Raw genomic sequence first — 12,576 nt, 5'->3', positions numbered from 1 at the left:
TCAGCCCTATATAACTGACTGACTAAAAATTGTTTGAAAGGAGTTTTGGAGTTGTATATTCCTAAAAGTCCTTTTGTGCTGTGCATGCAACTTACCACTAAATGCAATATTAACTGTCGGCACTGTTCAGCCGATGCAAATTCAGAAATAATTATTTTTCCGCATTCCAAACTAATTTCGATTATTGATACAGCGAAGGAAATAGGTGTAAAAAAATTAATTTTTGGAGGCGGTGAACCGCTTCTCTACGAACAATTATTCGGTGTTTGTGAGTATGCTTTAGCACAAGGAATTAAAGTATCTTTTGTGACCAATGGCACGCTTGTTTCTGAGGTGATAGACCGTTTTTCCAAGATACTGGATTACCGTCATTCATTTGAAGTTGGTGTCAGTTTGGATGGTCATACTCCTGAAATACATGGTTATTTTCGTCCGGCAGATACTTTTTATCCTGCAGTTGAAGCAATCAATCTACTTAATAACAAAGGGCTTAATGTATCGGTATCTTGTGTTGTGAGCAAAGGAAACATTCAAACCATTCCTGATCTATTACGATTTCTGTTGCCTTTTAATCTGTATGGTATTAGATTTTTACCGTTTGCTCCATTGGGAAGGGGTAAACACTGTACTGAGGAAATGTTTTCTCCTGTTGAACTTAACGGTCTAATAAGAGAGCAAAAAAAATGGAGAGAGGTTTTTGGAAAAAACATAAGTATCCACTTTCCCTGGGAATTTCTTTCACTCCCCCCAGAAAAGCGACAACCTTCTCCCTGTGAAGCAGGATATTTACGCCTTTGGATTAACTGTAGTGGAGATATTTTTCCTTGTTCGCATATGGAAAACCTTACTATCGGTAATATATACCATGATTCAATAAGTGATGTATGGAACAATTCTCCTATACTAAAGGCCATGCGCAATCCGGAACTGCTCAAAGGAGTCTGTGCTTCTTGTCAATACCGGGACGGCTGCCGGGGTGGTTGCCGCGGACTAGCTTATTTTATGGAGGGTGATTATTTATGTTCAGATCCGTACTGTCCGATAGTTGTCCAAAACAAAAACGTGCAGGTGTAATGGAGCGTCAGGAAGACGATAAACTGGTTCTCTATTGCGGCCACCAGCTTATTGTGCTGGGAAGCTATGCTGCTGAAATCTGGCATTTATGTGATGGGAAACACACTGTGAATGATATGATTGAATTTGTCATTGGCAAATACAATTTGCCTCAAGAAAAAGTGCATGATGAGATTGCGGGATTTTTGAACAGTTTGGCAAAAAAGAAGATGGTTAGTTTTGGATGATATGTCCGGGAGGTTTTTGCTATGGGGCTGGGTTTACATCTGGTAACAGTAGAAATTACTGGAAGATGCAACTTATCTTGCCGCCACTGCTACCGTGGCAACGATGCTCATGAGGATCTAATTGATTTTAATTTATTATTAAATCAGTTGGCTGAAATAACACCGTACTATATTACAGTTTCCGGTGGAGAACCGCTGCTGTTAGAAGATGTTTTTTATCTGGCAAAAGGGCTCAAGAATGTCTGTCAAAAGTTGCTGCTGACTACTAATGGAACATTGGTTAGGGAATTTCCACGGGATTACTTTCGTATCTTTGATGATGTACAGATCAGCCTGGACGGTGACAGGGTTACCCATGAAGCGATTAGAGGTAAAGGTGCCTTTGAAAAAGCAATGGATGCAGCTCATTACCTCATCGGCACTGTGCCGGTTTCTATGCAATGCACTGTAAACCAGTCCAATTATAACCAGCTGAGCTCTATTGTTCAGATCTCCAAAGCTATGGGAGCAGTGCCTAAAATGGGCCGTATGTGTGGTTTTGGCCGCAATGGCCTTGATCCTGTTTGCGATCCAAATCTGTGGAAAGATCTGCTACAGAGTGCCATTGGTTGCGGCATGCTCAATGATGATCCCTTGAGCTTTTGGTTTGACGATAAAAAGAAAAAAAGCTGTAAGCCCGACAAAATAACGGGCGGCTGCACCGCCGGTATTGCCGGGATAGCGATTTCCCCTGATTTAAATGTTTACCCCTGTGTCAAGCTGAGAGTTCCCGCCGGAAATCTCAAAAAACAGAGCCTAAAGGAGATCTGGTTAAAATCTCCGTTGTTTAACGAACTGCGGGACTGGCGCAATCTAAAGGGACATTGTTCAACCTGTGAATTTGTTGGCATTTGTCGCGGGTGCCGTGCTGATGCCTGGGCGCGCACAGGAGACTATCTGACTGCGGATCCTTTATGCTGGCTGGATGGTGATAGTTGATGAAAGAAGCAACGCTAAGTCGTCCTTTTATTCTTGCTCTTTCATTGAATAAAATATCAAAGGTAACAGCAAAGACTAAAACTTTAGATGAACAGGTTTATCGCTGTGTTTGCGATTATATTGGAGCAAATAGCAATGGTGTCATTGTGTTAACTGGAGGGGAGCCATTTTTAGATTCACGGTTAAGCGAGATCCTTGTTCTTGCCCGGAACAGGGGCTGGCCCACTTCAGTGGATACTAATTGTCTGTTTCATGAACCGCCGACTCTGAATGGGATTCAACAGATCCGCCTGCGCCTTTATTCTTTGAATCCAAATCAGCATAACAGGATTGCAAGTGACCAGCAAAGCTTCCAGAAGACAATGGAATATGCCACATGGCTGGCTGATAATTATTCGGGTGAGAAAATCATGGTTATTCCTGTTTGCAGAGATAATTACAGGGAAATAGCTGCTATTTTTAACTGGTGCCGCAGTTTAAACTTTATACCCAACTTTTTTGTTGTCCCCTGGAAGCATGAATATTCCGTGGATTTACAGGATTATCATGTTGTGCTTCAAGCGCTCCGCGAATTGCCGCAGGAAGATATTATTATAGATGTTCCTTTATTGGGTTTATCGGGTTGGTCCAATATATGTCCGGGTGGCAGAGTGGCAATGTATATTGGGGTTGATGGGGAAATTATGCCTTGCCCTGATTTTCCCTACCCTATTTGCTGGATGGGAAATGACATTCCCAGCACATGGAGAACCCTGCAGGAAAAAATTGCTCTCATGAACGAGTTCTGTAGTTCTTGTGAGCGTTTTTCTGCATGTGGTGGAGGGTGTCTGGCTAACAAGACCGGGGCAGGAAAGGATTACTACTGTTCCGCTATGTGCTTGAACTTATCCCCTTGACCAGACTGTGGAAGGTTTGAAGAGTAGCACACGACAGAGTGATGCTATATGCAAAGATAAGGGATGTGTTAATGATGAGCAAAAGATTTTTTCTTGTTTCAGGCGCATTCATCATGCTTGTTTTTGCTGGCTTGTTTCTCTTCATATATTTTATGAGAGAATCAATGTATGGGTAATGAGGTTCTACTAGCTACCTTTTCGGCAGATGTAAATGCTTTTAAGTGGTTTTCCTCATCTAGACCTTCTTGAGCAATATCTATATCAGAGTAACTGGCAAAGTGCCCATCAGTCAGTGAGCCGAAGAGATAAAATTCAACGCAAAGGGAATAAGAGCAGCAGTTCTTTCGCTAGTCGCTTCGCTTTTTCCCAGGCTTCTCTTTTGCAGGCGGCAAGAAGTTTTTCTTCCTTCCTGGCTCGCTTTTTGTGGCCTGCAAGGTATTCTTCATACTGGGGTGTTTTATTATACCCGTCGTACATCATTAACATCTTCCTTTTTACATCGTTTCGATCATCATTAGTTACAACAGATGGCAGTAGCTGGCAAAGATTGTGAACTATCCCGGTGCACGTATTTTCAATTTTTTGTTCATCCGAGAAGGAATTGTCAAATAATTGTTGAATAAAGCAATAAATATTTCAATTTACAACGTATTTAATCCGGCAAATAAGAATATTTCCGGACAATATGACCACGAAGGTCACCGCCTTGCAGAAGCAGGGGGTACTTTTTCGTGGTTTTTTGATGGATGTGAAAGATGCAGGGGCATATTTGCTGAATATTGGCTGAATAGACGTCCATGCTGCCTGAATGGCACCGGAGAGGATGAAAAGAGAAGGTCGGAGTATGTGCGGGGCGACAGAAAATCGTTCCTGTCGCCCATCGAGAGATGTGAGTGGAGAAACGCGAAGGTAGACGCGAGAACCGTCCCGCGTCTCAGACGGAAGGATAACAGCGTTGAAAGATCTGTTAATGCTTGCGGGGAAACGAAAAGGCAAATTAATTGCTTCCTGTTTGCTTCTCATACTCAATGCCGGTTTGGCGGTAATACCGTTTCTCTTGGTTTACCGGCTTCTGCTGGGACTTTTCAACCCGCCGTTCAACCTGTGGAAGATGTGGTATCTGGTGGCTGCGATCCCCGTTGTATATATCATTGCCAATGCGCTCCTTATCTGTGCTTATGACCTTTCCCACAGGGCGGCATTTGAAATCCTATATGAAATAAGGCTCCGGCTGGGTGAGAGAATGGTACAGATGCCGCTGGGCTACTATGCCGGGAAAAACACCGGGGAGTTTGAAACGGTCATGAATGAGAGTGTTGAGCGCTTGGAGTTTTTTTTGGCGCATCACTTTCCGGAAATAATAACAACAATTTTTGTGCCCATTGTCCTTGCGGTTTTTCTGTTTGTATTGGACTGGCGCATGGCGATTGCATCTACGACTCTGCCCCTTCTGGCTCTGGGAGTGATCATCTTCTCAGGAATCAGGTGGCCGGAGATGGTGGAGAAATATATAACTGCCCAGTCGATGGTTAACTCCACAATTGTAGAGTATATTCAGGGTATTGCCGCTATTAAGGCTTTCAATCAGACTGCCGAGTCTTTCCGGAGGTTTCAGAAGAATATGGCCTTCTGGCGGGACAGTCTGTTCAAATGGAATGAGGAAACCGCCCTGCCCTTTACTGTCTATCAAACACTGATCACTTCATCCCTATCCAGGGGATGCCGGTGATCAAAGTATTTAATCAGGTATCCTTCGGGTTTCGCCGCTTTCAGGAGGCAGTGAAGGATTTCCGGGATAAGAACATCAGAGTGGTTATATCAACGACCCTTCCCAACATACTTCTGCTGACTTTTACCATGCTCGGCCTTGCTGTCCTTCTCCCCCTTGGATTATATTTATACCTCAATAACAGCCTGGCCTTAAATACCTTTGCTTTCTTTGTCATTACCGCACCCACCTTTTCCGAATCGGTTGCCCATTGTCTTTTTTATTATCTGCACACCAAACACATAGAGGGTCAGGCCATTAAGCGAATTGCTGCGCTTTTACAGGAAGAGCCGCTGCCGGAACCGGCTGGAGATGCAGTGTTAACCAACTTTGATATTGAATTTTCCAGTGTTTCATTCAGTTATGAACAGGAGCCGGTTCTCAAAAACGCCAGTTTCAAAATACCGGAAAAGAGTATCACCGCCCTGGTTGGGCCTTCCGGGGCCGGAAAGACGACGATTGCCAATCTCATTGCCCGCTTCTGGGATGTGGATTCAGGAGAGGTAAAGATTGGGGGGCAGAATGTAAAGGATATAAAACTGGATGCCCTGCTCAGATACATCTCCATCGTGTTCCAAGAGGTCATTCTGTTTAATGACACAGTTATGGAAAACATCAGATTGGGCCGCAGGGAGGCCACAGATGAGGAAGTTTTTCAGGCGGCCAGGGCGGCGAGGTGCCATGATTTTATTGAAAGCCTGCCTCTCGGATATCTTACCGTGATCGGAGAGAAGGGGGCGAGGCTCAGTGCCGGGGAAAGGCAGAGGATCTCTATCGCCAGGGCAATCCTGAAGGACTCCCCGGTGATCATTATGGATGAGGCGACGGTCTATCTTGATCCGGAAAATGAAAGGTTCGTTCAGGAAGCGGTTACTGAATTGGTCAAAGATAAAACTGTTCTCGTGATTATACACAGGCTTTCTTCGATCACCGGCGCCGGCCAGATCCTGGTACTTGACGGGGGCAGGATTGCGGAAAGGGGAAGCCATGAGAAACTCCTGGCCGCGAAAGGCTTATATCGCCGGCTCTGGGACGATCATACGGCTGCCCGGGACTGGAAATTCAAACATATTGCTCAGCAGTAGAGGGAGAAAAGAATGATTGAGCTTTCAGGGGTAAGCTTCAGTTATCCTGATGGGACAAAGGCGCTTTCAGAAATAAACCTCGTCATTGACGAGGGGGAATTTGTCGTTGTCTGCGGCCCTACCGGCTGCGGGAAGAGCACCCTTCTGATGACAGTCAATGGGCTTATTCCCCACACGGTGAGCGGAGAATATCAGGGAGAGGCAAGGGTAGCAGGCAGGGTCGTCAGAGATGTTTCGGTAGCAGGGCTTGCCGCTCATGTTGGAACGGTATTCCAAAATCCGGAGGCTCAAATATTCAGCCTTACCTGTGAGGATGAAATTGCCTTTGGTCTTGAGAATCTGAGCCTTTCTCCCCGGGAGATCGATAAGCGCATCAATCATGTTCTGCATCTTCTGTCCCTGGATAGTCTGCGCCGCCGGAGAACTGCTGAGCTCTCCGGCGGGGAGAAACAAAAACTGGTCATCGCGGCGACGCTGGCTATGGGTCCCCGGGTGCTTGTGCTTGATGAACCCCTCAGCGACCTTGACCCTGAAGGGAAAATAACAGTCTTAAATACTATTGCCCGGCTCAACCGGGAAGGAATGACTATTGTGATGGCAGAGCACAACCTTGACCTGGTTTTACAGGATGCCACCAGGATGCTGGTCATGGAAAAAGGAAGGGTGGTTTTTGACGGCGATCCCTGCAGCATCCTCGCCCGTGGTCAAGATCAGGGTCCCCTTCTTTGTTGTTATTATTTTCACCCTGGGCTTTCGCTTTATTCCTCTGATCCAGCGAAACCTATTTCAACTGATGGATGCACAAAAGCTGAGGGGTATCGAACCCTTCAGCCCAAAAGGGGTTGCCGCCTCATTGAATGCCCTGCTGGGCACTACCCTTCGCACTGCTGACGAGCTGGCCCTCTCCCTGGAGACCAGGGCCTTCTGTGCTGCGGGTAAAAGGACCTTTTACAGGCAGTTATCTTTTTCCATTGGCGATATGATCACGCTGATCAGCGGTGTGTTGATCGTTATTTCAATCTTATTGGTGTGATGATAATAGAAACCTTGCAGGATTTTTATCAACACTGTTGAATAAAACATTAAAGAGCGGATAACTGGAGTTATTCCGTTACAGACCATGAAGGTCTTTGACCCCGTTTGAGCGGGGCAAGCTTTCGTGGTTTTTTATTTGGAGAGATGAACGATGGATGCAATTCTTGAAGCCCTGCCTGTTCTCCTGAATCTATGGAAGAGCGTCCTTCCCCTGATGTTTCTGGGGTGCTTCCTGGGGAACCTTTTTCTGAATACAGCGCTGATGCGGCACCTGGGAAAAGTGATGAGTCCTCTGGCGCGCTTGGCAACCTGCCTTCAGGGGTGGATACCCCCCTTACGCTGTGTCTGGTAAACAATGTCGCTGCTTACTCCATGCTCGCTGAACTAAAGAACAACGGCCTGGTAAATGTGAGAGAAGTGGTGCTCTCTTTTTTAGTTTCCAATATTCCAAAGGGGTTGTTCTATACGGTCTTCTATATTGCTCCTGTGGTTTTGGGGGCTTTGGGGATGCGTCTGGGATTGATTTATCTGTTGATTTACTTTGGTGTATTTGCTGTCGTTGGCTTTGTGGGGCTTTTGCTGGGGAGGCTGCTCCTTTCCCCTCAAGTTGCACAGGATTCTGATGGGCAGCTTCCTGAGCCGACCCGTGAGCAATGGTGGGATAAAATGATCGGTGCAGCAAAAAGCTCCCTGCCTACCTTCGGACGACTGATAGCGGTTTTTGTTCCTGTAACCTTTCTTGTCATCACCTTGATGCAGACTGAGACCGTCAAGCAGTGTCTTGCCCTGGTGGATCCGGCTTTGCGACAGTTCGGCCTGCCGGCTCCGGTACTGATCGTGATCACCACAGGAATGTTCAGCACTATTGCTGCCATCGGCACCCTGGGTCCTTTTTTGCAGGTGGGCATCGTTACACCGGCACAGGGTATTGCTGCTCTGCTCTTTGCCTCAGCACTGCACTACTTTATCAGTTTCTGGTGTGATGACATCCCCTTGAATGTCTCCTTTTTCGGACCACATTTGGGGAGCAAAGTGAGTGTGGCTAATTTAATAGTCCTGGAGGGAGTGACCTGTTTAGTGTTGGGGGTTGTTGTGCTGTTTAATTAGATAGATCGCGGACACTGCATTCCCCCTTTTAGAGAAGACAATATATTAAGTCAAAAGGAGCTGGCCTTTTTAAGGGCATTCAAAGTGTACATGGAAAATATTCGTGACAGATTTATGTATAAAAGATTTTTACATAAATTAAGCAGGAAAAATAATTCTTTTATTGAATATTGTAGTACTCAAAGACCACGAAGGTCATCATGCTGCTCGAAGCAGTTGAGACTTTCGTGGTCTTTGTCTGCAAATGATCCTAATCATAGAGCAACTATAAGTAAACTATTGAAGGATTGTGGGTAGATGAAGCGCTCATTAAAGCAAACATTAACTTTTTGGTTTATGTTTTTTACGTTCCTGCCAGTTGTACTTTTTAGTTATACTGCATGCAAATATATGATTGTCGCTGCAGAGGATACGTCCTACCAGATTCTGAGCAGGGAATGTCAAAAAGAGAGCGAATACCTGTCTTTTTGGTTTCGGGAGCAGATGAAGGACATTAACTTTGCAATTCAATTGGAAAGCGATCAGCAGTTGTCCAGTGACTCCTTAATCAGGGTGATGGATTTAATAGAAGACTGCAGGCGTATTTCACTGGTTGGCCCAGATGGAGTGATCCTGGCAGATACGTCTGGAGAGACTGGAAAAGTTGTCGATTTGCCTGAAGGGATGCCAACAGAGAGGGGAGTTTTGCGGACCAATTCTGCAAACAGTTTGCTTGTCATGATGCCAGCAGCAGCAGAGCAAGGCAATATTATTTGTGCTGAATATGATGTCAACAAAATCAAACTATCCACCGCGCGAGATGATGTAAATTCTGTTTTTGATAATAAGCTGCGAGGGCAGAGCAAATGGACCTACAGCTTCGGCTACAATCCCAGAAATCCTGAGTTGAGCAAGATCAAGTTTTATGTACTTGGGGATTGTGAACAAGGTGCTGTCGCATTAAACAAGCTGACTAACAGCAATAGTTTTTCCGGTCAAGTGAGTTCCAGAGTTATGTCTTGGCTACAGGATAGGGGGACTGGAACAGAGACTTATGCTGATGGAGATTGCCAGATAATTGCCGCTTACCGGTGGTTGCCCGATTTGGAACAACTTCTGGTTGCAGAGATGAATAGAAACGATGTTCTTTCCGGAATCTTTGCTCAATGGGGGTCTATGGTTTTCTTGCTCCTTTTGGTAATGGTGTTGATCTCCGTCCCCATGAGTACCTTTGTGACACGAAAATTGACAAACCCCCTCTATCAACTTATAGAGGAAGCTCAAAAAATTGCAGATGGTGATTTTGGGTATCAGATCAAGGTGGATTCAGGATTGGAAGTTGGAGTATTGACTCGCGCCTTTAACGAAATGTCCCTTCGTCTGAAAGACTTTTATGAAAAACTTGTTCTGCAAATAGAGATCCTGGAAGAACAAAAGAACGAGATCAAAAAGCGCAATCAGACATTGGAAGTGTTCCGTGCACAGCTTGAGGAAAAAAATGCCCGCCTGCAAGAAATTGCCTATTACGATGATTTGACAGGTGTGATGAATCGCCGTTCATTTCTTAGCAGTGCCTGTGAGATGTTTATTGAAGCTCAAAATTTGAGGTTGCCGATAGCTGCTGTGATGATTGATGTGGACCACTTCAAGAAGTTCAATGATAATTACGGACACAACTGCGGCGATTTGGTGCTGAGCGATTTAGCTGATTTGCTTCAAGCTGCTGTACGAAAGGGTGACCTGGTAGGAAGGTTTGGAGGGGACGAGTTTGCATTGATTTTGCAGAATACAGAATTGGAGGGGGCGTTAGCTATTGCCAGGAGGGTTCAGGAAGCAACCCACAAATACAGTTTTGAGCATCCCTGTGAAGCATCGGAACCTTCGGAGCTTCGAGTGAGTGCGGGGGTTTGCGTCTGGCAGCCCGGTCATGTTCAAGGAGATGTTGACAAGAACTTGAGAGTCTTACTCCAGAAGGCGGATGAGGCCCTATTGGAAGCTAAGCGGCAGGGGCGGGATAAAATTGTAGCCTGTCAAGCCGGTTTGCATTTCTTGTGAAATAGGGTATACACTGGGGCCTTGAATATTTCCATCATTAGCCATTAACTGGGAGGTGGTCAATATTAATTTAGTTGTTCTGAATGGTGCCGGAAAAGATGAAGACTTGTCATTATGCTGAATGGCTATTATAATAAAATCGGTTGACCAAGGGATTTTGCCTTGTATGGGCATCAAAATCAGGACAGTGGTCATTCCACGAAAGGATGGAGCCAATGAATAAATTAACCCTGCCCGCAAATTCAGGTGTGGCAGCAATAGGATTGAAAATAGGCCTTATCGTTCCCTATGATGATATTGCTTCTATCACAACAGATGCCGTCAAACCAATAGTCGATGATGGAGATATTATTTGTATTACAGAGGCTGTTGTTGCCAGGTCGCAAAACCGTTATCTTTCCTGCAGTGAACTTGCCGGGGAAGTGCAAGAGAAGCTGAACTTGAAATCCGGCGGCACTCTGGCAGTGATCAGCCCCATTGCCAGTCGAAACCGCTTTGCCTTGATTATGAAAACTCTGGCTATGGCAACAAGGGGAGGAAAGGTTATCGTTCAATTTCCCATTCCCTTTGATGAGGTCGGCAACCAGGTGATCGATGAGGAATTTGCCACTACCCGTCTGAGACTTAAAAAAACCCTGTGGAGTTTGCGTGATGCCAGGGGTAATACTCCTATGCTCAATGTTCTAATCAGGGAGATCATTGCCGGTTTGAAACTGCAGGAGATTGGCTGCCATATTATCAGCATTCGCAAGATTGCCGGAAAAGGGATTGCTGATCTGACCGTGAGGATGCCGGATGGCAAACTGGCTGTTATAGAAGTGACCTTTGCGGAGTTAGAAAAAGCAGCCAGAAAAGCAGTGGGCATACAAAAGGATGTGCCCGGGGCTGAGCATGCCTGGCGATCGCTGTCAACCTGGAACATAACTATTTGACAATGGTGGATGCCAATGACTTCTTTCAGCATAAAAATATAGAACCCATAAAACTTGATTTTTCACCACAGATCGATAGTTATTACGAACGTGATGTTATCTTCGCCAATGAATTAGGAAATAACAGCTTTTCTCACCCCATTACCAATGTGGATTACCGTGGGTTGTATCTCCAAATGATCGAAGAAGGGGGAGCCAGGGGTGAGGTTATCTTCACCAACAACCCCTTGAAGATTTATGACCTGGGCTATATTGACGGTGTCTGCATCGGTGCTGTTCATGAGCGGGAAAAACTGCGGGAATTATTTGTTTCTTTTGGAGCAATGGTTCCGGTGATCACTATCCAGGATATAGGGCCTGAACCCTGGGGGGTTATCGGTTCCAATGTATCCGATTTTGAGGGTGGAGTGCTCAAGCTCCTGCCTGAAGATGCTGATGATACCGCAGAAAAGATAAGAGAAATGATCAAAGAGGAAACCGGCAAATCTGTGGATGTTCTCATTTTCGGGGATGGGGCGTATAAGGATCCTGACACAGGGATCTATGAACTGGCAGATCCTCATCCCGCAATCGGGGTCAGCAGCGGCCTGAAAAGTGCGGGCTTGCGCAGCGGTTCCAAACTGAAGCTTGTGGTGGATACCCTTTACCGCAAGGGGTACTCTAAAGAAGAAATCATCACCTACCTGGAGAACAAGGAGGGGGAAAAGGTAGAAGAGAATCTGGGGACAACCCCTCGAAGTGCTACCAGTATCATCGGGACACTGGCTGATCTTGTTGCCGGGTCTGCTGATGCCGGTACACCCATTGTTCTGGTCAGGGGATTCAAGTATAAGCAGAAGTCCTAACTAGCAGTAAAAAGGCTGGATCACGAACCACGCTGTTCACCGTTATTGAAGCAGGTGAAGCAGTGTGGTTTTTTTATTTTGAGAGAGAACGTAAGTGTGCTGCTTTTTATATGACTGTAGCTCTGGAACAATTCCGAAAGGCACTGTTCTGATATTTTGTATTAAAAAAAGCAAGTTAGTGCAGGATTTTATATATTTTTGTGGAATATAAAAATGAGTATATGAATAACTGAAGTTATTCGACAATAATCTCGAGTATTTATGAGATGTTTGATAAAAAAGCGCTAATCAGAGAAAAAGGCCATGAAGGTCTTATCCCTTGCAGAAGCTGGGTAGACCTTGATGGTCTTTTTTATTCGGTTTATTCGGTTTATTCGGTTTACAGATCAATGGGACATCTACAAAAATGGTGCTGCAAAATGGAGGGAGGGCCCTCTACCGGAACCTGCAGGAACTGGTAGCCAGAGATGTGCCGGTAGCCCCTATCTTCAATGATGTATCCCTTCATGCCGTACGGAAAGAGGTCAAAGGTCTGCGGATGGATCCCTTCTTTAAACCGACACTGGAAAAGGCCTGGCTGTGTGAATAGCTGTCA

General features: G+C 45.4%; 13 protein-coding genes and 2 pseudogenes. 13 read left to right on the top strand and 2 right to left on the bottom strand.

From position 1 onward, the window contains the following. Positions 1-51 precede the first annotated feature (51 nt). From SSCH_RS03135 to SSCH_RS03120, 4 genes are read left to right on the top strand one after another with little or no spacing between them, the layout of a single operon-like run. Positions 52-1,074, top strand: a complete 1,023-nt coding sequence (locus SSCH_RS03135) for a radical SAM/SPASM domain-containing protein (RefSeq protein WP_044664202.1) — start codon at positions 52-54, stop codon at positions 1,072-1,074. Then, positions 1,074-1,301: a PqqD family protein gene (locus SSCH_RS03130; protein WP_044664201.1), complete on the top strand. Its 228-nt coding sequence runs from the start codon at positions 1,074-1,076 to the stop codon at positions 1,299-1,301. The genes SSCH_RS03135 and SSCH_RS03130 overlap by 1 nt, the downstream gene beginning before the upstream one ends. Before the next feature lie 21 nt (positions 1,302-1,322). Next, entirely contained in the window at positions 1,323-2,279 is a 957-nt protein-coding gene (locus SSCH_RS03125; RefSeq protein ID WP_044664200.1) for a radical SAM/SPASM domain-containing protein, read from the top strand. Then, positions 2,279-3,175, top strand: coding sequence for an SPASM domain-containing protein (locus SSCH_RS03120; protein ID WP_044664199.1), 897 nt, complete (start codon positions 2,279-2,281; stop codon positions 3,173-3,175). Before SSCH_RS03125 ends, SSCH_RS03120 begins: the two co-directional genes overlap by 1 nt. Positions 3,176-3,336: 161 nt before the next feature. On the opposite strand, the pseudogene SSCH_RS21625 reads toward SSCH_RS03120, so the two are convergent. Together SSCH_RS21625 and SSCH_RS18775 are read right to left on the bottom strand one after the other, a co-directional pair. Continuing rightward, positions 3,337-3,474: pseudogene (locus SSCH_RS21625) on the bottom strand (hypothetical protein); the annotation flags it as partial. Between the two features lie 13 nt (positions 3,475-3,487). Then, positions 3,488-3,655 carry a hypothetical protein gene (locus SSCH_RS18775; protein ID WP_198142128.1) on the bottom strand — a complete coding sequence of 56 codons (168 nt, stop codon included), beginning with the start codon at positions 3,653-3,655 and terminating at the stop codon, positions 3,488-3,490. 475 nt (positions 3,656-4,130) lie between these two features. Here SSCH_RS18775 and SSCH_RS03115 point away from each other — a divergent pair, with 475 nt between their 5' ends. The 9 genes and pseudogenes from SSCH_RS03115 (at position 4,131) to SSCH_RS03080 (ending at position 12,570) form a co-directional block, all read left to right on the top strand. Next, positions 4,131-4,904 (top strand): ABC transporter transmembrane domain-containing protein, encoded by a 774-nt coding sequence (locus SSCH_RS03115; RefSeq protein WP_044664198.1) that lies wholly within the window; start codon positions 4,131-4,133, stop codon positions 4,902-4,904. Further along, positions 4,901-6,028, top strand: a complete 1,128-nt coding sequence (locus SSCH_RS03110) for an ABC transporter ATP-binding protein (RefSeq protein WP_052835236.1) — start codon at positions 4,901-4,903, stop codon at positions 6,026-6,028. Before SSCH_RS03115 ends, SSCH_RS03110 begins: the two co-directional genes overlap by 4 nt. A gap of 12 nt (positions 6,029-6,040) precedes the next feature. Then, positions 6,041-6,532: pseudogene (locus SSCH_RS19870) on the top strand (energy-coupling factor ABC transporter ATP-binding protein); the annotation flags it as partial. Between the two features lie 124 nt (positions 6,533-6,656). Next, complete coding sequence (locus tag SSCH_RS19865) at positions 6,657-7,061, top strand: energy-coupling factor transporter transmembrane component T family protein (protein WP_084710893.1); 405 nt, start codon at positions 6,657-6,659, stop codon at positions 7,059-7,061. Positions 7,062-7,255: 194 nt separating this feature from the next. Then, positions 7,256-8,170: a hypothetical protein gene (locus SSCH_RS03095; protein WP_044664196.1), complete on the top strand. Its 915-nt coding sequence runs from the start codon at positions 7,256-7,258 to the stop codon at positions 8,168-8,170. Positions 8,171-8,560: 390 nt separating this feature from the next. After that, positions 8,561-10,204: a diguanylate cyclase gene (locus SSCH_RS16100; RefSeq protein ID WP_198142127.1), complete on the top strand. Its 1,644-nt coding sequence runs from the start codon at positions 8,561-8,563 to the stop codon at positions 10,202-10,204. 215 nt (positions 10,205-10,419) lie between these two features. Further along, a complete protein-coding gene (locus SSCH_RS19860; protein WP_232294187.1) occupies positions 10,420-11,136 on the top strand; it encodes a coenzyme F420-0:L-glutamate ligase in 717 nt (238 codons plus the stop codon). Between the two features lie 2 nt (positions 11,137-11,138). Continuing rightward, positions 11,139-11,981: a coenzyme F420-0:L-glutamate ligase gene (locus SSCH_RS19855; protein WP_232294186.1), complete on the top strand. Its 843-nt coding sequence runs from the start codon at positions 11,139-11,141 to the stop codon at positions 11,979-11,981. A 406-nt stretch (positions 11,982-12,387) separates the two neighbouring features. After that, positions 12,388-12,570, top strand: a complete 183-nt coding sequence (locus SSCH_RS03080) for a hypothetical protein (RefSeq protein WP_044664195.1) — start codon at positions 12,388-12,390, stop codon at positions 12,568-12,570. Positions 12,571-12,576 lie beyond the last annotated feature (6 nt).

It is taken from the genome of Syntrophaceticus schinkii, assembly GCF_000946815.1.
In the GTDB taxonomy this organism is placed as follows: domain Bacteria; phylum Bacillota; class DSM-12270; order Thermacetogeniales; family Thermacetogeniaceae; genus Syntrophaceticus; species Syntrophaceticus schinkii.
This window is presented reverse-complemented; position numbering and strand designations above follow the sequence as displayed.